A 19,631-nucleotide genomic window follows, 5' to 3' on the forward strand; every position below is an offset into this window, starting at 1 on the left:
CGTTCCAAACAGTGGATAGTGGTGAAGACTGCGAATCGCGCCGCGCCTTGGCGCGCCTGAAGCCCCACTGTCACGGAAATGAAGTTCTCCGATTCGTTCTTGGATGAGGTCCGTGCCCGGCTCCCCGTGAGCCAGGTCGTGTCGCGCCGCGTGCAGCTCAAGCGGGCGGGGCGCGAATGGAAGGGCTTGTCTCCCTTCAACAAGGAGAAGACCCCGTCCTTCACCGTGAACGATCAGAAGGGCTTTTATCATTGCTTCTCCTCAGGGCGGCATGGCGACATCTTCCGCTTCGTCATGGAAACCGAGGGCTTGAGCTTCCCCGAAGCCGTCGAGCGGCTGGCGGGCGAGGCGGGCGTGCCCATGCCGGCGCCCGATCCTCAATACGAGCGGACGGTGAAGGAACGGCTCGGGCTCATGGACGCGCTCGAGGCCGCCGCCAAACTGTTCGAGGAGGCCTTGCGCTCGGGCGCGGGGCGCGAAGCGCTTGGCTATGCGGAAGGGCGGGGGCTGAGCCGCGAGACCATCGCGGAATTCCGCATCGGCTATGCCCCGGGCGGCCGCGACGCGCTCAAGACCGCGCTCCTGAAGAAGGGCTTCACCGAGCCGCAGCTTCTGGACGCAGGCCTCATCATCAAGCCGGACGACGGGCGGCCGACTTATGACCGCTTCCGCAACCGGCTGACGATCCCCATCCTCGATGCGAAGTCGCGGGTCATCGCCTTCGGCGCCCGCGCGCTCTCCCCCGACGCGCAGCCGAAATATCTGAACTCGCCCGAGACGCGACTCTTCGACAAGGGCTCGATGGTGTTCAACTTCGCCCGCGCGCGGGCCTCCGCCTTCGACAAGGGCGAACTGATCGTCACGGAAGGCTATATGGACGTGATCGCGCTCCATCAGGCGGGGTTCAAGAACGCAGTCGCCACGCTCGGGACCGCCTTCACCGCGCGCCAGATGGAGCAGCTCTGGCAACTCGCGCCCGAGCCCGTGATTTGCTTCGACGGCGACCGGGCAGGCGAGGCCGCGGCGGCACGCGCCGTGGACCGCATGCTGCCCGTGCTGCGCGAGGGCCATTCCTTCCGCTTCTCCTTTCTGCCTCAGGGCCAGGACCCGGACGATCTCGTCCGCAGCGCTGGCCCGTCGGCCTTTTCGGCCTATCTCAAGAACGCCATGCCGTTGATCGACATGGTCTGGCGGCGCGAGATGCGGGCCGGGGCCATCGACACGCCCGAGCGCCGCGCGGCGTTCGAGGCCCGGCTCGAGGCGCTGTTGACCGAGATCGAGAACACCCGCGTGCGCGAGCACTACCGCCGCGACATCAAGAACCGGCTGTTCGAGCTCTGGCGTCCCCAGCCGCGCGAGCGCAAAGGGGACTGGTCCGGGACCAAGGGCAACCGGTCCGGCAAACGGAACGGAACGACGCCGCCCCGCCGCGAAGCGCTGCCGCCGCCGACCGCCTATGGGTTCGGCACCATCGTGACGCTCGCGCTCGTGAACCATCCCTGGCTGCTCGACCGCTTCGCCGAGGAGATCGCCAGCGTCGAGGTGCCCGACAGGAAGCTGGCTGCGCTGCTCGCCGCGGGCTCGCGGGCGATTTTCGATGAACCGTCGATCACCCGCGAGACGTTAATCACGACTTTGCGCGACGGTCCGCACGGGCCGCTGCTCGACAGGCTGTTCTGGGAAAGTGCCTATTCGCGGATGGCCTTCCTGAAGCCCGAGGCCCCGCGCGAGGAGGTGGAGGATCAGTTCACCGAGATCCTGTATCGCTGGCGGGCGCTGCCCACGCTCACGCGCGAGATCGCCGAGAACGCGGAAAGCCTTGCGGACATGTCCGAGGCCGAGTTCGAGCGCTTCGCCGTGCTGCAGCAGGAGGTGGCGAGCGTGGGGCTCAAGCAGGACACGGACGATGCGGCCATGCGCGATGCCAAGCAGCGCTTCGAGGACACGCTCGCGCGCCTGAAAAAATCGCCGCTGTCCAAGGGCCGCCGCCGCGAGAGCCGGGGGTGAGGCGCTTTCCGGAGCGGCCTTCCGCCAGACACCTCAGAACCACGAAAAAACCAGCCGGGTGCGCTGTTTGCGCCCTTGACAGGGGGCGCCCCGCTCGCCAAGTCATCCTGATAACTCAGATGTCGGTTGCTTGCGAACGTGCGTTTTTTCCGCCGTGCCTGCGTCTTTGAGAAATTCCCGGATTCCCGGGCAAAAATCGGGAAAATCCCCGGGGTTGAAAGTTTCCGGGCGGAAAGCGCCGCTCGGCTGTGGCCCATGCTTAATTGACGATTAAGGATGTGCCCGTTAATCGCTTCTGGTCCGTCTGGAGGGTTAGGCGGAACCAGAGACAACCGAAGAGGCTTTAGCCCTAAGACAGGCCTTTTAGACAGGCACGGCTGAAGCAGACGAGAGCCGAGGCGCATCGCGCGCTTCCCGTCGACATATTGGCGCCCTTATTTTCGCGCGCGCCCCGGAGTGACATGCATGGCCACCAAGACCGCCCAAGCCGAAGAACAAGAGACCGAGACCCAGTCCCAGGACGGACCGGTCCTCGACATGTCCGATGCCGCCGTCAAGAAACTGATCAAGACGGCGAAGCAGCGCGGCTTCGTCACCTATGACGAGTTGAACGAAGTGCTGCCCTCCGAGGAGGTCTCGTCCGAGCAGATCGAGGACACCATGTCCATGCTCTCCGATATGGGCATCAATGTGATCGATTCAGAAGAGGCCGAGGAAGGCGAGAACGCGGACGGCGAGGGCGGCAAGGCCGTCGTGGCGCAGTCCGCCGTGGCCAAGCCCGAGACCGCGGCCCGCGAGCCCGCAGAGCGCACGGACGATCCGGTCCGCATGTATCTGCGCGAGATGGGTTCGGTGGAACTCCTGTCCCGCGAAGGCGAAATCGCCATCGCCAAGCGCATCGAGGCCGGCCGCGAGGCCATGATCGCGGGGCTGTGCGAAAGCCCGCTCACCTTCCAGGCCATCATCATTTGGCGCGACGAGCTGAACGAGGGCAAGATTCTGCTCCGCGACATCATCGATCTCGAAGCCACCTATCAGGGCCCCGACGCCAAGCAGGTGCCCTCGCAGCCCCTGCCCGGCGAAGAGCCGGAAGCCGAAGAGGGCAAGCCCAACGGCAAGGCGGAGGCCAAGGCCGACGGCAAGGACGAGGAGGAAGACGAGGAGTCCGGCGAGGGCGAGGCCGAGGAGGACGACGACGACGATATGGAGAACTCGCTTTCGCTCGCCGCCATGGAGGCCGAGCTGAAGCCGCAGGTTCTCGAGACCTTCGACCTCGTCGCCAACAACTACAAGAAGCTCCGCAAGCTCCAGGACCAGCAGGTCGAGAAGGCGCTGAAGAACGACAGCCTCTCCACCAGCCAGGAGCGCCGCTACAAGCAGCTCAAGGACGAGATCGTCGCCGAGGTGAAATCCCTCCAGCTCAATGCCAACCGCATCGAGACCCTGGTGGAGACGCTTTACCTCATCAACAAGAAGCTCATGGGCTATGAGGGCCGGCTGCTCCGCCTCGCCGAAGGCTATGGCGTGAAGCGCGAGGACTTCCTCGGCGAATATCAGGGCAACGAGCTCGACCCCAACTGGCTGCGCCGCGTGGGCCGCCTGAAGAAGAAGGGCTGGGCCGATTTCATCCACGACGAGCGCGGGCTCGTGAAGGAGCTCCGCTCCGAGATTCACCAGCTCGCCACGGAGACCGGCCTGCAGATCGCCGAGTTCCGCCGCATCGTTTCCATCGTGCAGAAGGGCGAGCGCGAAGCGCGCCAGGCCAAGAAGGAGATGGTGGAGGCCAATTTGCGCCTCGTGATCTCCATCGCCAAGAAATACACCAACCGCGGCCTGCAGTTCCTGGACCTCATCCAGGAAGGCAATATCGGACTCATGAAAGCGGTCGATAAGTTCGAATACCGCCGCGGCTACAAGTTCTCGACCTATGCCACCTGGTGGATCCGTCAGGCGATCACCCGCTCGATCGCCGACCAGGCACGCACCATCCGCATCCCCGTGCATATGATCGAGACCATCAACAAGATCGTGCGCACCTCGCGCCAGATGCTGCATGAGATCGGCCGCGAGCCGACGCCGGAGGAGCTGGCCGAGAAGCTCGCCATGCCGCTCGAGAAGGTGCGCAAAGTGCTGAAGATCGCCAAGGAGCCGATCAGCCTCGAGACGCCCATCGGCGACGAGGAAGACTCCTATCTCGGCGACTTCATCGAGGACAAGAACGCCGTGCTCCCCATCGACGCGGCGATCCAGTCGAACCTGCGCGAGACCACCACGCGCGTGCTGGCGTCCCTCACGCCGCGCGAAGAGCGCGTGCTGCGCATGCGTTTCGGCATCGGCATGAACACCGACCACACGCTCGAAGAGGTTGGCCAGCAGTTCAGCGTGACCCGCGAACGCATCCGCCAGATCGAAGCCAAGGCCCTGCGCAAGCTGAAGCACCCGAGCCGCTCGCGGAAGCTGCGCAGCTTCTTGGATAACTAGGCGCGGGTCGCTCCCCAGTTCGTTCCCTAGTTTGTCATCGCCCGGCTTGACCGGGCGATCCAGTAACGCGTGTTATCTATGTCCGCGATGGGCGGTGGTTACTGGATGCCCGCCTTCGCGGGCATGACAGTCCCGTCCACGTCACACTCAAAGCCGTCGACACGGGCATCGCGCGCTTGGCAGCGGAGAGCGCCGCCAACTCGGGGAGTTGAGGGGAAGAATGGTAGGGCACCCGCAAGGGTTGCGCAAATCATCGAATCAGGGGTAAGCCTAACCAAGGGAAAGACTGCCTCGAGGCCCTCTTATTGGAGATCACCTTTCTTACCGCGGAAATTCGAGACCTTTGCGAGAAGCGGGAAGCGGCCTCTGACAAGCTGGGCTACGAGGCTGCGCGCGAACTTGAAGAACGCTTAGCGGATATCGTTGCGGTTGATACCGTCGACGAATTGGCGGACTTGTTGGGTGCTTCAGTTGTCGACGCCGGGCCGAAGGAGAAGGAATTAGTGCTTCAATCGAATCATCGAATTCGCATCGGCTCCGCACACCCCAAAGACATTGCTTCCAAAGACGCGACAGATTGGTCAAAGACAAACCGGGTGAAGATTTTGGAGGTGCGAAAGATCGATGGATGACGCCACTTTTCAACCGAACTGGTTCTCAAAGCCCGGCGACACATTGCTGACCTTGATGGAACAGCGGGAACTTACTGCTGAGGAACTCGCACAACAGCTTGGCTGTACGAATGCAGTAGTCCAGGGCGTTATCTCAGGTGCAGTGAGCATTGATCACAATCTCGCAAAGCGACTCTCGAAGCACGTCGGTGGTACGCCCAAATTTTGGGAAACGCGCGAGCGCAAGTATCAAGAGGCCCTTTCACGAGTTGCTGATACCGTTCCGCGAGAGACGAAAACGGAATGGGTCAGGCGATTTCCTCATAGCGAAATAGCCAAGAACGGATGGATCAAGCACTCGCGGAACAGGGATGAACTCGCTCGAGCTTACCTCGCCTATTTTGGAGTTACAGACCCGAATGAATGGGAAGACCGCTACGCGAAGTTTCTAAAGCAAACGCATTTTCGGACGTCGCCCACGTTTCAGTCTAAGGCTGGGCCGCTCTCAGCATGGTTGCGGCAAGGCGAGATAGAAGCCGAACAAGTTCGCTGCAAACCCTGGAACGAAGCTACTCTACGGGCGTCAGTGCCGCAGATTCGAACCTTATGCAAAACGAAGAATCTCAGTTACTTTTTGCCTCGCCTACAGCGGCTTTGCTCTGAGGCTGGTGTCGCGGTGGTGTTTGTTCGTGCGCCGTCTGGCTGCGTCGCTAGTGGAGCTACGCAATTTATTTCCCCCACCAAGGCGATGATCATTTTGAGTTTCCGACATTTGTCCGATGATCATTTTTGGTTCACGGTTTTTCATGAAATCGCTCATCTGCTTCTGCATAGCTCCGAACTAACTTTTATTGATGGTGAGGAGGGTTTCACGAACAAAAAGGAGAAGGAAGCGAATGAGTTTTCAGAGCAGGTGCTGGTGCCGTTTGATCGACGTGACGAACTGCTTGATCTGAAGCCGCAGCGTGAGAGCATAGTTAAGTTTGCGTATTCTATAGGTGTTTCGCCAGGGATAGTCGTGGGCCAGATGCAGCATCATGGCCTTATCAAGCGGAAGCAGATGAACTATCTAAAGCGGCGTTATAATTGGGCCGATATAGAATCGGCTGTATCTAGCCGCGGAAATGCTTGAACCTTTGTGGGCTCTTCTGCCAGTTGCAGAGCGCGTCCTCCATCACCTGCATGCCGACTGAGAGCACGGAATCAAGCCGCTGCAAGATGGCCTCTAGATCGTCGCTGGGCGTCGTTGACGAACGATTCCTGTCCACCAGCAATCTTGCGCCTTTCAGGGGTCCAGTAGCGCCTCGCAAATACGCCGACCCTGGCTCAAGTGGTGCGAGGTCTAAGCGCCCCAGCAGGCATAAGAAATCGAACTTGGCCAATCGGCCGAACCGTTTGATTTGAAGCGTCCTGTAGGCGACGTCAAAAATTGTCTTTGGGTCATTTCCAACGGCACGTGCTAGTGCGCTGAAGTAGCCTGAAGGTGATGGCGACACCAGATCGACGAAGCTCTGAATTACGTTTGCCGTACTACTCTTAGAGGCTGGATTGAGGGTCTCGTATTTCCGGTGATTTCCGAACGCGCCACCGATTCGGCTGTGGTTCTTTTCTAGCCACTTCCGGAAAGCATCAGGATCAACACTAGCCCGTTGCCAAGTCCAAGTGCCAGTTCCGAGTCCAGAATACACATCGCGAAGTCTTTTCCACCCGTGCTCACGATGTTGTCCAAGGTGGATTGATAGGAAGACGAGCCAGATCGCCTCGTCGACATCGTCCCCGCGCGCGTGAAAGATAGCTGCTCGCTCTGGATCAAAGAGCGGATCGCTGGGATCGGCTCGATCCGGATGAATATCCCTACCTTTAAGGATGGCCGTGTACTCAAGTCGTCGTAGGCTTGCGATCATCTGCATCGCTAGCGTCTTTCGAGCGCGCACGTCTTCTATGCCCTTTAGCCGAGTCTCCTTCTGCGAAAAAAGGGCCAGTCCATCTTCGATCATTGCCTGGCGTGCCGCTCGTTTTGGCCACATGTCATTCGCCATCGCGACGTCTGTCTATGAGTGCGGTAATGTATGGACGGTAGCCTTTGAAAGACATGTTTTCTCGGAGCGCTCGCATCGTGTCTACGTTGGATTGGAAGAACACTTGGAGCAGTCTGACAATGTCGGCCCAATAAGCGTCAACGCCGAGGTTGCCAGCGTCAAACTTTTCTTGCTGTCGCGCGCGCTGCTCTCCGTCTAACACGACCATTATCGAAGGCCATGGATCGCCAATTGGCATCTCAGGCATCCTCTTGCGGGCCTGAAACCCCTCGCTAATCAGCTCCTTGGCGTGTGTGCGGTGCTCATCGTACAAATGCATGCTCCCTACGAAATGACGATAGGTCCCCATTTCACAATTCAGGCTCCTAGCGCAAATCTCTTGGAGCATAGTGAAGCAGAACACGTCATGCGGTAGGCCGAGATAGGCGTCGTTGGAGCGCATGCTCACAATTAGATGGAGGCCATCGTCTCTAAGAAGGAATTGGAGCGTGGCTGTACAGGGTATTTCCTGGTGAAGCTCGGCAATATCCTCGGCATTGAAGATCTGAATCATCGCCCTGCGACTCGGGCGCTGTCGTAGCAAGTCCAATACGTTGTTGATCTGATTGTTTCCGCGTTGAGCGAACAGGCGTGGGCCATATCCCCCATATACCGTGAGTCCGTCTTCGCTCTCGTCTTGATAGCGATCGATATAGGGTTTGATAAACTGAAGCTCGTTTTTGCCGGTTAGGTACCAGAGTAACTCGCCAAGTGAGCTAAACAGTCTTCCTCGCGTCTCCGAGCGACTCAACCGAGCCCGTGGTTGCTCAATCTCGATTAGTACACCCACAAGCTCGACGTTGTCGCCACGAGATGAGACGACTTTGGACGTGACGTCCAACAATTTTGGATAGAGCGCCAAGAGAGCATCATCCAGTGTTTCTGCGTGAATAAGCATAGGGGCTCAGAGTGATTCTACCATAGGTTGGTGAGTACTACCTCTTCATGCTGAGTATTCCTAGTCTGGAGGCTGTCGCCGCTAGAACTTATCCCCCCTCCCCAAAACCTGCCGTACACTCCGTCCCATCCCTCGTTCGTGAGGACGCGAGCTGCAGACCGTCTGCTCTCGGGGCGGGGGACGCAGCGCCCGAGGTGGCGCGGAACGGAAGGGTGTTGATGTCTCCGTGGAGGCCTGCCCCGGACACCCGCGCCGCGGCTAACGGACCAGCCTCGGGGGTCCCCGCTCCGCCCGCCTGCGCTGTAACGCGTGGGCCATCGGGTGAGGCGCATGCGGTTTGCGTGCGCCTGTGCCACCGGCGGTAAGCAGAGCGGATGGGGGCTCTAAAACATCGCTGCGGCGTCGAGGGGCCGCTTTGCGACGTGCGATGCATGTCGCGAAGCGACTTCGATACGCCATGCGGGGCGCCGGAAGGCTGCCCACAAAAAACAAACGGACGGCGGCCGACCAGCGCCCCGCAAGTCCCGCTTCGCGGGCTTGAGTTTTGAGACGTAGAGAGACTTGTTCGGAGGCCGGGTGCATTCACGCGCCGGGACGCTTTTGCATGTCTACTCCGCTGTCATACCCCGCACCCGCGCTCAAGCAGCCGCTAGGCGATAGCGCACAAAAGAGACTCCTCATCCCGCCAATCTGGACAAGCCGGGCGCCCCAGCGCATCCTTTGCTCTCGAAGGAAGCGAAGGCGATGTTCGAAGATCCGCTGTTCTGGCTGCTGGTCGCCCCGGGCGTGCTGCTGGGGCTCTATGCACAAGGCCGTATCAAGGCGAATGTCGCCAAATACGGGCAAGCGCCGACACCGCGCGCGTCACGGGCGCGGATGTCGCCCGGCGCCTGCTCGACGCGCAAGGCCTGCAGGACGTGAAGGTCGAGAGCACCGACGGCGTGCTCTCCGATCATTACGATCCGCGCGCCAAGGTGCTGCGCCTCAGCCAGCAGGTGTATTACACGCCGTCCGTCGCCGCCGCCGGCATCGCCGCCCACGAGACGGGCCACGCGCTTCAGGATGCGGAGGATTATTTCCCCATGGAGGCGCGCACCTACATCGTGCCCGTGGTGCAGCTCGCCTCGCAGATCGCGCCTTGGGCCTTCGTCGCGGGGCTGATGCTGAATTCGAGCGCGCTGACCTGGGCCGGCGTGATGCTGTTCGGCTCCTCCTTCCTCTTCGCGCTGCTGACCCTGCCGGTCGAGTTCGATGCCAGCGCCCGGGCGAAGGCGCTTCTCGTCAGCCACGGCATCATCGGCCCCGACCAGATCGGCGGCGTCGACAAGGTGCTGGACGCGGCGGCCTGGACCTATGTGGCCGCGGCTGTCTCGGCGGTCGGCGTCTGGCTGTTCTACGTGTTCATGATGCTGGCCCGCGGCCGGGGGGCGCCCGCGGTGCGTTAGGGCAGATAAACCCGCGCTCAAGTAGCGCGAAGCGCGGTAGCGCAAACAATCAAGCCCTCAAGCAGCCGCTAGGCGGTAGGGCAAACGATCAAGCCCTCAAGCAGCCGCTAGGCAGTAGGGCGAACAAGGAAGGCCGGTAGCGCAAACAATCACGCGCTCAAGTAGGCCGCTAGGCCGGTAGCGCAAACAAGGAAGGCCGGTAGCGCAAAATCAGAGATCGCTTTCGGAGACCATCAGCGCGGCGTCGTTTGGGTCGCGGTGGATGTCGAGGTCGAGGCTGTGGGCAAGCTGGAGCATGGGCCCGTTCTCAGAATGGATCGTGCCCCAGATATGGGTGTAGCCCATCTCGCGTGCCGCGGCGAAGACGAGCTCCAGCGCCTGGTGGGCAAGGCCGAGCCCTTCCGCCTCCGGGCGGAGCGTCACGGAGTATTCGGCGGTTCTGCCGTCCCGGCTGCCGGTGATGCGCGCGCCGCCCAGGATCTCGCCTTCGAGCGGCCCGTCGCCTTCCAGCACGATGCACAGGTCGCGCTCGGGGTCGGGCATGCAGAAGTCGCGCGCCATGTCTTCGGAGAGGTGCGGCAGGTGATGGAGCACGCGGAACCACCGGCCCCGGTCCGTCATGGCGTCGTAGCAGCGCATGAGCGCGCCGGCGTCCGTCTCGTTGATGGGCCGGGCGAGATGGGGATGGCCGTCCTTACCGGCGATGGTCACCTTGCGGCGGATGAGCCGGTCCCGCAACGGGGAGAACGGCCGCGCAGGGTCGATCCCGGCGTGCGGGGCGATTTGAGCCGCGTGGCGCGCCTGAATGGCTTGGCTGGTCTGGTGGGCTTGGCCCATGGATTTACGCTCTGGTCTGTTGGTTCTCGTGAAAGCCTCTTAACAGAGGCCCTCTGGCCGACCTTGGCGCCGTTCCCTTGCGTTGTGCCGCCGATTCGCTCGGCTGTTGCTATGAGAGATAGGCATAGCTTGAGCAAAAGCCATGGCCGGATGGTGAAGTTTTTGCGGCGCGGGAAGCGGCGTATTGCCTCATGCCTTCAGGGTCTTACGCCCTCAAGCAGCCGCTAGGCGGTAGGGCGAAAGATCCTGCCCTCAAGCAGCGCGAAGCGCGGTAGGGCGAACGATCATGCCCTCAAGCAGCCGCTAGGCGGTAGGGCGAACGAAAATGTGACGCGCCGCCCCGATGCAGACACTTGGATGCATGATAAGGTCCGCCTCATGAGCGATGTCTTGATTCAGGATACCGCAGATGGCGCGCAGCCTGTGGCGGGGGCGCTGGACACCGATGCGTGCGTGTCCGGTCAGATCGCCGATGCGATCATCGCGTCGGGTCTGACGGACCGGCCCGTGGGCGATCTCATCGAGCAGGTGATGGGCCGGCTTGTGGCGGCGGGCGTGCCCTTGGCGCGGATGATGGTGGGCTTTCGCATTCTCCATCCGCTCTTCGACGGCATGACCATCGCCTGGACGGACGAGCACGGCGTGGAGGTCGAATATTTCCAGGCGCTGAACGAGGACAATCCGGATTTCACGCTGAGCCCGTTCTACTGGATGATGAAGGAGCAGGTGGAGCAACTGCCGCTGCGGCTCGACCGGGACGCGATGGTCGATAAGTTTCCGCTGCTGCAGCGCCTGCGCGGAGAGGGCTTCACCGGCTATTTCGCCCGCGTGGTGTCCTTCGGGAACAAGCCCATTGAAGTCGGCACCAATGACGGGCTCGCGCTGTCCTGGTCGACCAAGTCGCCGTCCGGGTTCTCCGCGCGGGACATCTCGATCATGCAGCAGATCCTGGCGCCGCTGTCCTTGGCGCTGCGGGTTATGATCAAGGATCAGATCGCCCGGAACACGCTCAACGCGTTTCACGGGCCGCTCGTGGGCGAACGCATCCTGTCCGGCACGATCAAGCGTGGCGATGGTGAACGGCTCGCCGCCGCGCTGTGGTACAGCGATCTGCGGAACTCGACGGGGCTGGCCGATCAGCTCTCCGTGGAGGGCTTCCTCGAACTGCTGAACGTCTATTTCGACTGCGCGGCCGGCGCCGTGATCGAGGAGGGCGGCCAAGTCCTCGATATCGTGGGCGATGCGATCCTGGCTTTCTTTCCGGCGGATACGGCCGGCGAAGAGGCGGCCGCCACGGCCGCGTTGCGCGCGGCGCTCAAGGCGCAAGAGCGGTTGGCCGCGGCCAAGGCGAGGTCCTGCAAATGCGCCGCGGAGATCAATTTCGGCGTCGGCGTTCATTTCGGCGATGTGGTGTTCGGCAATGCGGGCACGCCCGAGCGTCTGAAATTCGGCGTCATCGGCCGAGCCGTGAACGAGGTCGCCCGGACCCAGGACATGTCGAAACTCCTGGGCCAGCCCATCGTGGCGACGGACCAGGTGGTGCGCCGCACGCGCCCCGAGGCAGGCCTGCGGCTCAACGACATGGGCCTGCACGATTTGCGGGGCATTCCGGCAGCGAAGCGGCTTTGGGCGCTGCGGCATAATGCCGGAATCGCGCCCGCCAATGGCGCGTAGCGCGGAGATTTTGAGCCCCATACGCCAGACTGCGGGTAGAAAATCGCAGATTCGCGCGGATGTTGCGTTGCAACACTTCGGCACTTGCTCTATATCCACAGGCAAGAGAGAGGCCCCGAGTTGGGCCTGCTTGGGATTCGTATAGGAATCTTGGGGCGAACACGTGTTCCTGACCATGTTGAAGGCCAAGCTGCACCGCGCCACGGTGACCGGTGCCGATATGCATTACGAAGGCTCGATCGGGATCGATCGGGACCTGCTAGATGCGTCCGGCATCCTGCCCCATGAGCAGGTGGACGTGCTGAACATCAACACCGGCGCGCGCTTCACCACCTACGCCATCGAGGCCCCGCGCGGCTCGTCCGAAATCGCCGTCAATGGCGCCGCGGCCCGCCTTGTGCAGAAAGGCGACAAGGTCATCATCGTCGCGTACTGCCAGATCCCGGCCGAAGAGGCGCGCAACTACCACCCGAGCGTGGTGTTGCTGGGCGAGGGCAACGAGATCGTCTCGAAGTCTTGAGGCCGCGTCGGCGCTAAGCGCCTACAATCCAAATGGATACGTCTCGTCAGGCCCATGCGGATGGGCTTGTGGCCGCGCGGCGACGGCCTCGGTCTCCGTGAACCAAATCCACGCGTCGAACTGCTTGGAGAGTTCGGCCTGGAAATAATGCGAGAGCAACTCCGTCTCCGGCCGTAGATGACCCCGATGGCGCGCTCCAACATCGGTTCGGCCAGCGCCTCGCGAACGCTCGCCTTCTGGCCCGGACCCGTTTCGAGAAAGAACGCATCGATCCCTGCATCACGTGCGCGACCCTCGTAGGAGTCCGCGCGGGCCGTCCGCACACGTTTGATCTCCATGGGCTCGTCCCAATTGGACGCTGCCGCAACCGTGCCCCGATCCGTGCCGAAACCGATCAGCGCGCAGTCCTCGCCGAAGCGCGCGCGGGCCAACTGGCCGATGTTCAATTCGCCGCGAACCTGACCCATTTCGGTGAACTCCGCATCGCCGATATGGGAATTGTGCGCCCAGACCACGGCCTTCGAGTCGGGGCCGCGATGCTCGAGCACGCGCCCCAGCGTTTCGAACATGTGCTGGTCGCGCAAATTCCATGAGCGCGCGCTGCCGTAATACATCATGCGATAATATTGCTCGGCGGCCACCACGATACGGGCGTTTTGCTCGGCGTTGAAGAAGGCGCTGCCGTCGCGGGAGAGGTAGCCGAGACGCTTCTTCAAGAGGTCAATCAGCGCGTCGGCCACGGGCTTCTCGCATTGGGCATAGCCCTGCGAAAGAGCCATCCGGCCATAGCGCGCCGGGTCCGACCGGAACGGCGCAAGGCAGCCATAGCGCTCGCGGGCGATGCGCGCCGTTTGAGGATCGATGTCGTCCAGATAGTTGAGCACCGCGCTGATCGATGTCGCGAGGCTATACACATCGAGCCCATAGAAGCCGCGCGCCGGTCGGGGTCGGCGATGGTCTCGTTGACGGCTTTCAGCCGCCGGAGGAAATCGTTGACCTGCCCGTTCCGCCACATCCACGCAGGGAAGCGCGTAAACGCGCCGGACGGAACTTCGGGCCGGGGAAGACCCCTGACGAAGGCGTCGTAGACCGATGCATCCGGCCAGTCCGCCTCGACGGCAACGATGTTGAAGCCGTGCCGCGCAACGAGCATCTCCGTGATCCGCGCGCGCGCGTCGTAGAACTCGGCGGTGCCGTGGGTCGCCTCGCCAAGGAGCACGACCCTGTGATGGGCGAAGCGCTCCGCGAGCGCGGTGAGCTCCGTGAGGTCGCCAAACGGCTCGGCGGCGCTGGCCATCACGTGGCTCAGGCTCGTACGCAGATCGTCGGCGCGTGCTGAAGGGATTTGCAGCCCATTGGCAAAGCCCGACGCCTCGGCGTCGATATTGGTTTCCGCCTTCGGCTGCTCGGGGGCGCTCCAGCCTTCTTCTCCGATGAGCGGCACGAAGGCCACGCCGCCATGGTCCTCTTCCTCGAATGTGTCCTCGCCCGTTCGGCGCACGCGCACCAAGCGCTGCTGCACGTCTTGGCCCACGGGAATGACGAGCCGTCCGCCAATCGCGAGCTGCCGTTTCAGGGCCTCCGGAACCTTCGGGCCGCCGGCCGACACGATAATGGCGTCGAAGGGCGCTGCCTCGGGCCATCCCTTGGTGCCGTCGCCGCAAATGATCTCCACATTGTCGTAGCCGAGCCTCACCTCTCGTTCCCGTGCAAGGTTGGCGAGCTCCTCATGGCGCTCGATCGCGTAGACGGAAGAGGCGATGCGGCTCATTACGGCCGCGGCGTAACCTGAGCCGGCCCCCACCTCGAGCACGGTGTCTCCGGGACGGACCTCGGCCAGCTCGATCATCCGGGCGACGATATAGGGCTGGGAAATGGTTTGCCCGGCCGCGATGGGCAGCGGTGCGTCCTCGTAGGCGAACTCCAACAGCGGCTCCGATACGAAGACTTCGCGCGGCACCTTCGCCATCGCCCCGAGCACGTGGGCATCAACGATTCCCCGCGCCTCGAGATGGCGGGTGACCATCAAGGCGCGATCATGGGCGTGAATGTCTTCCTCGCCCGGCGATCTTCCAAGAGCGGATGTCATAGAAAAATACAGTACACGATCCTGCGGGGCTCAGCTTTGATTCGGATCAGAGAGCGTCGGCGTCGGCCTTGCCAGAAGAGGGGGACCGGTCCGGGCGAGCCCTATCTCAGTTCCCACGTGACCCGGATTTTGGCTTCCACGGACAACGTTCCGCCCTCGACCGGGACCGGGCTGGATTCGGCCATCATGGTCGCAGCCCGGGCCTTGTAGGGACGCGGGGTCATGCCGTCCTCCTCGGTAATGGTCACAACCGGGCCGAGTTCCACGCCGGCCGCGTCGGCGTAGAGCCTGGCATTGTCGCTGGCGTTGCGCATGGCGAGCTTCCGGGCCTCGTCCTTGAGCTTCTCGGGCTCCGCGATGTCGAAGCCGATCGAGCCGACCTGGTTCGCGCCGGCCTGCACCACCTTGTCCAAGACGTCCCCGAGCTTCTTGGTGTCGCGCACGGTGATGTGGACCTGATTGCTGACCCGGTACCCCGTGATGAAGGCGGCCTGCCCATCCTTCTTCTGCTCGTAGACAGGCGACACGGCGAAGTTCGTCGTCTGAATGTCTTTCGGCTCGATCCCCGCTTCCTTCAGCGTGCCGACGACCTCGGTCATTGCCTGCGTGTTCTTCGAGAGCGCTGCTTGGGCGGTTTGGCCTCGGAGGTCACGCCCGTCGTAATGCTGACGATGTCCGGCGCGGCCCTCACAGTGCCGGACGCGGCGAGCGAGATCGTCCGTTTGGCGGGTTCGGCCGTCGCGGACAGGGGCAGGGATGCGGCGAGGATGGCGAGCGCAGGCAGGGCGATGCGAAGAGCGGCGGCGCGGGGCATTGGGGTCTCCAGGTTCTTCGGGTTGGTCCTCGAATTTGGGGCCCATAAGGAATCTGTTATGAGGCGGAATTGTGAGTTGCAGCAGAAACCTCTAAAAGGCGAGGCTTCCATCGACGGCGACGTGTTCGCTCCGGATGGTGTCGTCTGGACTATCATCCGTCCTTTGCGCATTGGGGGCCCGTAGCTCAATTGGTTAGAGCCGGCGGCTCATAACCGTCTGGTTGCTGGTTCGAGTCCAGCCGGGCCCACCAACGATTTCAATGTGTTAGGAGAATCCGGGATCGGGGCGCGTCGGGCCGGGGCAGCGCCGGGGCAACAAGGTTCAGATTTGACCCACGGTTCAGCGACGTGCCGGATCAGATCAGGGGAGGGATGCCGTCATGACGAGGGGCACGACACGGACCGGAACAGGATCAGAAGAGGTCGAACGGCTCGCGGAGCGGATCGACGGCATGATCCGCGAGCACTGCGATATGGAAGACGCCTCAGAGGCTGAGGCGAGGGCCGTGGCGCACGGACTGATCCAGGGCTACATCGGGCCGGACCACAAGGTCATCGCTATGAGGGATTTCTATTCCGCGCTGGTCCAGGCGCTGCAGGAACAGCGCGCGCGGGTCGTGACGAGATGAGATCGATCTAGGAGGCGGGGTGCGGAGCCGTCGCCGCACAGTACCAAGAAACAAAACGACGGCCCCGCCATGCTAAACCCAAGCCCGACTTATGTGGTGATGGATCGAGCGGGCCGCAACGCTCCGCGCTCGCTCAGGCCGCCCTTTTCGTCTCGTTCGGATAGAGGGCGATGTGGAGTTTTTCGGTTTCAGCCACGACGCGCCTGAGAAGGTAGCTCACCGCCCCAGTTCCTGCCGTGCCATCGATCCGGTCGGCAAGACCTGTTCCGAACCACGCATCGTCAAGCGCGGCCACCGCGTCGTCCAGGTCAGACATGGCGTCCCTTGCGGTTTCGAGACGCGCTTCTGTGATATTGGGGTCGTTGGTCATCGCGGCGCTTCCTTTCAGTGCTGCGTTGTCAAGTACCGGCCGGGCGTGTCAGGCGCACGGCCGGTGCGAACGTGTCGCTTGGGAAGCGTTGCACGTTTTTAGGTCCGGCGGAATTGCCAGAAATCTGGCCACCTGGCGACACGGTTAACGGACCTTGGGCGGTCCGGGACCCCGGAACGGGGCGCTTGTCAGGCTGCCTCAAAACCATCCCGCATTTTTTAAGGGCTGTCCGAAAACCGCCTGATCCGTGTTGCGGGCCGGGCCGGTCCAAGCTATCCTGATCGCCCCGGCCCCTTCTTACCGCGCCAGGACAACGGCTGATCACACAGCCCCTAAGGCCCGTGCCCCGCGCTCGGGCCTTTTCCTTGGCCCTGATCCGCCGACTCCGTGCCCCCTTAACGTTTCCGCCTTCCGGCGGGCGCGTCCCGCGCGTGTCGTCTCGCTTAGCTGAAATACCAGCCCGGCTTACGACCACCTGATTTGACCTGCTCGCCAAGCGCAAACCTGGTCAGCTTATCGGCAACGTCACGCGGCGCGATCAGGCCACGGAACGTCTCACCGCCAATGGTCAGATCGAGCCGAGTCGTAGCGCCATCGCCCCGTTCCGAACCTCCGGACCGCAACGCATCCGCCACGACCCGGAACGGATCAGACTGTCCCGTCACGAGGCCACCAGATGCGAAGCCCTGGACCAGATCATGCACCGGGACCCGCACCGGACCACCGGCGCTAAACCCGTTCACAAGATCACGGAGCGCCGCTACAGGGACTCGCATGTTGTTCAGTGCGGCGAAGAAGGAAGACCCGTACCGGCGCACCGCTGCGGCTCTGATCACCCATTCCCCGGTGCTGAGCCAGGCCGGAACGGAGTCCGACGTTGAGGTGCCCGCACCGAAGACCGGACCGCCCCTGGCGTAACCCGAACCTCCCGATCCGCCAGAGTTGACCCTGGCGATCTCGTTGGCAGCGGCGGCGGCCCGTGCCGCGACACGATCCAGGGTGGCAATGATCTGACCCAGGCCCGACAGGATCGACGACACCGCCTCAGCGAACCCGTCATCCATCGCGTCCCAAAGCCCGGCCGTGGCCGACCTAACGCCTTGCAGGGCCGTCCTGATCTGGGCCGTGCTCGCGTTCGCCTGGGACGTGACGGATTGGAACGCGCCCTGCGCAGCACTGACCAGGGAGCTAAACGTCGATGCGAAGTCGAAGCTCAGCGCAGAGCCGATCTGTTCCGCCCCTACCGCCACGATTTTCGTGGTCTGATCGAACGCTTCCTGGGCAGCGATGGGGAGCGATCCCAGCAAGGCGCTGAAATCGATCTGCGTGAAATACTCTTGAAGCGTTCCGGCCAGGCCGGAGAGAGTCGTGGTCAGTTGAGACGCGCCACCCGCAACGGCGTCATAGACCTGAGCGAATGCCTGACCTGCGGACCGGGACAGACCCGAGAAGTCAATCGCATCTATCGCGCTCCGAATACTGTTCACGGCCCCCGTGATCTGGTCCGATTCGGTCCGGGCCGTTGCGCCTGTTCTGCGGAACTCTTCGTCGAGGACGCTGATCGAGCCCGACTTGTTGCCGAACTTCTCGCCGAGCAACGAAAAGGCGTTACTGGCCTTGCTCACCGAATCGGAAAGGACGGATACGGACTGCTGTCCTGTTGCGGCCAATTGTTCGAACGAGTTCTTGACCCGCCCGACCGAGTCCTGGGCCTTGTCCCCCATCACGGCCAGAGCCGTGCTGGCCTGATCCGACGTTCCGGCGAACCTACGGATCGCACCAGCCACACCATCCAGGGCGCGACCCGCACCGGACAGCACACCGAGGAAGCTTGAAATGCCGGTCACGTCGAAGGCGCGAAGCGCTTCTCCGAGCCCCTTGATCCCAGCGATACTTCCGACCAGGGCACGGAACGCGCCGGTCAGAGCAGCAGCCACGTTCAGCACGCCGCCGAGCGCATCGATGACCGGGCCGGTGAACTGAACCACCACGGAACGAGTGACACGGACCAGATCGGCCAGGGTCTCCGCCATGGCGGTGAAGGCGGGCAGAACAGCGTTGCCAATCGAAGCGCCGACACCCTCCAACGACTTACCGAGTTCAAGGGTCGCGGCGGTGAAGTCCTTTGCGATCTTTCCGGTGATCTCGTCGATCCCGCGACCCTGGTCCTTGAGTGCCGTGACGTACTCCCCGAGACCGTTCTTCATCTCGTCTACGGCGGGAAGAATGGACCGGCCCACGTCCTCACCGAACGCGGTCATCGCGATCCGGGCCTGTTCCGAGGCGTCGGGGATCGCGGCGAGTCGCTGGGCGAATTCGTCGAACAGATCGACGGGCCGCTTGAGTTTGCCCTCCGTGTCCCGGAGCGACACGCCGAGTTCTTTCAGGCCAGCCACGGCGCGCTTATTCCCAGAGCCGATCTGGGCAATCGCCGAGGTGAGCGCACCGACCGGCACCCCGGCCAGTTCGGCCACGTCGCTCAGGGCTTGAAACTCATTGGCCGTTGCACCGATCTCAGCGCCGCCCGCCTTCATGGCTTCCGTATTCGCGGCCGTACCCTTGGCAACGGCAAGGAGCGCCGTTCCGATCCCGGTCGCCACCACGGCGAGACCGGCCAGGGCGGCCCCGGCCGCCGATGCTACGGGACCAAGCCTGCCCAACGCGGCGCTCAGCTCTTTCACGCCGAGCGCAGCGTCACCGATCCCGGCCCACGAGCCAAGAACCTGGAACACCTTAAGGATGTCTGGTGCTGCGGCACTAGCACTGGCGCGCAAATCGCCGAACGATTGAACAACCGACGCAACGCCACTCGCCACGCCACTGAACGCACCGGCGGTGAGCCGGTCAAGAGCCTGGAACAGCGGTCCGAACGCACCTGATACGCCCTCACCGATCCCAGACACGAACGCGTCACCGATCCCGGTCAGAGCGCCACTAAGTTCCTGTGATGCCGTAACACCGGAACGGACCTGATCGGCAAAGCCTTCCAGAGCCGCACGGCTCCCCGCAAGACCAGCCTCGACTCTTTCCTGCGCATCGGCGGCGGCACCGGCCGCCTCGGCCAAAGCGTCGAACGCTTCACGGCCAGCCTCACCAATCGCATCGACCTGCTCAGCGGCACTCTTCGCGCCTTCGATTATGACTCGGGAGATAATGTCGTTGTCGTTGGCCATGTCGT

The 19,631-nt window shown here is 62.7% G+C and carries 17 protein-coding genes, 1 tRNA gene and 1 pseudogene; 10 read left to right on the forward strand and 9 right to left on the reverse strand.

Annotated elements, in window-relative coordinates; all coding sequences use genetic code 11:
• Positions 1 to 78: 78 nt before the first annotated feature.
• From dnaG to AUC68_RS16205, 4 genes are all read left to right on the forward strand, one after another.
• Complete coding sequence (dnaG, locus tag AUC68_RS14905) at positions 79 to 2,007, forward strand: DNA primase (RefSeq protein WP_069438372.1); 1,929 nt, start codon at positions 79 to 81, stop codon at positions 2,005 to 2,007.
• Positions 2,008 to 2,472: 465 nt separating this feature from the next.
• Entirely contained in the window at positions 2,473 to 4,488 is a 2,016-nt protein-coding gene (gene rpoD, locus AUC68_RS14910; protein WP_069438373.1) for an RNA polymerase sigma factor RpoD, read from the forward strand.
• A 305-nt stretch (positions 4,489 to 4,793) separates the two neighbouring features.
• Complete coding sequence (locus AUC68_RS14915) at positions 4,794 to 5,120, forward strand: hypothetical protein (protein ID WP_069438374.1); 327 nt, start codon at positions 4,794 to 4,796, stop codon at positions 5,118 to 5,120.
• Positions 5,113 to 6,231, forward strand: a complete 1,119-nt coding sequence (locus AUC68_RS16205; protein ID WP_083240797.1) for an ImmA/IrrE family metallo-endopeptidase — start codon at positions 5,113 to 5,115, stop codon at positions 6,229 to 6,231. Before AUC68_RS14915 ends, AUC68_RS16205 begins: the two co-directional genes overlap by 8 nt.
• On the opposite strand, the gene AUC68_RS14925 is transcribed toward AUC68_RS16205, so the two are convergent.
• Together AUC68_RS14925 and AUC68_RS14930 are read right to left on the reverse strand one after the other, a co-directional pair.
• Positions 6,212 to 7,138 carry an alpha-glutamyl/putrescinyl thymine pyrophosphorylase clade 3 protein gene (locus AUC68_RS14925; protein WP_141701315.1) on the reverse strand — a complete coding sequence of 309 codons (927 nt, stop codon included), beginning with the start codon at positions 7,136 to 7,138 and terminating at the stop codon, positions 6,212 to 6,214. The genes AUC68_RS16205 and AUC68_RS14925 overlap by 20 nt on opposite strands.
• On the reverse strand, positions 7,128 to 8,075 hold the full coding sequence (locus tag AUC68_RS14930; protein WP_069438377.1) for a thymidylate synthase: 948 nt from the start codon (positions 8,073 to 8,075) through the stop codon (positions 7,128 to 7,130). The genes AUC68_RS14925 and AUC68_RS14930 overlap by 11 nt, the downstream gene beginning before the upstream one ends.
• A 744-nt stretch (positions 8,076 to 8,819) precedes the next feature.
• Here AUC68_RS14930 and AUC68_RS17975 point away from each other — a divergent pair.
• Both AUC68_RS17975 and AUC68_RS14935 read left to right on the forward strand, forming a co-directional pair.
• Positions 8,820 to 8,996: a hypothetical protein gene (locus AUC68_RS17975; RefSeq protein WP_244500554.1), complete on the forward strand. Its 177-nt coding sequence runs from the start codon at positions 8,820 to 8,822 to the stop codon at positions 8,994 to 8,996.
• Positions 8,966 to 9,520: a zinc metallopeptidase gene (locus AUC68_RS14935; protein ID WP_244500566.1), complete on the forward strand. Its 555-nt coding sequence runs from the start codon at positions 8,966 to 8,968 to the stop codon at positions 9,518 to 9,520. The genes AUC68_RS17975 and AUC68_RS14935 overlap by 31 nt, the downstream gene beginning before the upstream one ends.
• A gap of 210 nt (positions 9,521 to 9,730) precedes the next feature.
• On the opposite strand, the gene AUC68_RS14940 is transcribed toward AUC68_RS14935, so the two are convergent.
• On the reverse strand, positions 9,731 to 10,357 hold the full coding sequence (locus AUC68_RS14940; protein ID WP_069438378.1) for a GNAT family N-acetyltransferase: 627 nt from the start codon (positions 10,355 to 10,357) through the stop codon (positions 9,731 to 9,733).
• Positions 10,358 to 10,735: 378 nt separating this feature from the next.
• On the opposite strand from AUC68_RS14940, the gene AUC68_RS14945 reads away from it, so the two are divergent.
• Both AUC68_RS14945 and panD read left to right on the forward strand, forming a co-directional pair.
• Positions 10,736 to 12,031, forward strand: coding sequence for an adenylate/guanylate cyclase domain-containing protein (locus AUC68_RS14945; RefSeq protein ID WP_069438379.1), 1,296 nt, complete (start codon positions 10,736 to 10,738; stop codon positions 12,029 to 12,031).
• Between the two features lie 163 nt (positions 12,032 to 12,194).
• Entirely contained in the window at positions 12,195 to 12,551 is a 357-nt protein-coding gene (gene panD / locus AUC68_RS14950; RefSeq protein WP_069438380.1) for an aspartate 1-decarboxylase, read from the forward strand.
• Here panD and AUC68_RS17980 read toward each other — a convergent pair.
• The 4 genes and pseudogenes from AUC68_RS17980 to AUC68_RS17990 form a co-directional block, all read right to left on the reverse strand.
• Complete coding sequence (locus AUC68_RS17980; protein ID WP_244500555.1) at positions 12,494 to 13,570, reverse strand: erythromycin esterase family protein; 1,077 nt, start codon at positions 13,568 to 13,570, stop codon at positions 12,494 to 12,496. The two genes, panD and AUC68_RS17980, sit on opposite strands and share 58 nt — an antisense overlap.
• A pseudogene (locus AUC68_RS17985) lies at positions 13,570 to 14,640 on the reverse strand (protein-L-isoaspartate(D-aspartate) O-methyltransferase); the annotation flags it as partial. The gene AUC68_RS17980 and the pseudogene AUC68_RS17985, both read right to left, overlap by 1 nt.
• Before the next feature lie 101 nt (positions 14,641 to 14,741).
• Positions 14,742 to 15,239, reverse strand: coding sequence for an SIMPL domain-containing protein (locus AUC68_RS14960; protein ID WP_244500556.1), 498 nt, complete (start codon positions 15,237 to 15,239; stop codon positions 14,742 to 14,744).
• Positions 15,236 to 15,454, reverse strand: coding sequence for a hypothetical protein (locus tag AUC68_RS17990; protein WP_244500557.1), 219 nt, complete (start codon positions 15,452 to 15,454; stop codon positions 15,236 to 15,238). The genes AUC68_RS14960 and AUC68_RS17990 overlap by 4 nt, the downstream gene beginning before the upstream one ends.
• Positions 15,455 to 15,628: 174 nt before the next feature.
• Between AUC68_RS17990 and AUC68_RS14965 the strand changes: the two genes are divergently transcribed.
• A tRNA-Ile gene (locus tag AUC68_RS14965) sits at positions 15,629 to 15,705 on the forward strand.
• Positions 15,706 to 15,834: 129 nt separating this feature from the next.
• Positions 15,835 to 16,083 carry a hypothetical protein gene (locus AUC68_RS14970; protein WP_069438381.1) on the forward strand — a complete coding sequence of 83 codons (249 nt, stop codon included), beginning with the start codon at positions 15,835 to 15,837 and terminating at the stop codon, positions 16,081 to 16,083.
• A 133-nt stretch (positions 16,084 to 16,216) separates the two neighbouring features.
• On the opposite strand, the gene AUC68_RS14975 is transcribed toward AUC68_RS14970, so the two are convergent.
• A complete protein-coding gene (locus tag AUC68_RS14975) occupies positions 16,217 to 16,453 on the reverse strand; it encodes a hypothetical protein (RefSeq protein WP_069438382.1) in 237 nt (78 codons plus the stop codon).
• A gap of 443 nt (positions 16,454 to 16,896) precedes the next feature.
• The gene (locus tag AUC68_RS14980; protein ID WP_069438383.1) at positions 16,897 to 19,626 is read right to left on the reverse strand and encodes a phage tail tape measure protein; all 2,730 of its coding nucleotides are present in this window, start codon (positions 19,624 to 19,626) and stop codon (positions 16,897 to 16,899) included.
• Between the last annotated feature and the right edge of the window lie 5 nt (positions 19,627 to 19,631).

It is taken from the genome of Methyloceanibacter methanicus (assembly GCF_001723285.1).
Taxonomy (GTDB): Bacteria; Pseudomonadota; Alphaproteobacteria; order Rhizobiales; family Methyloligellaceae; genus Methyloceanibacter; species Methyloceanibacter methanicus.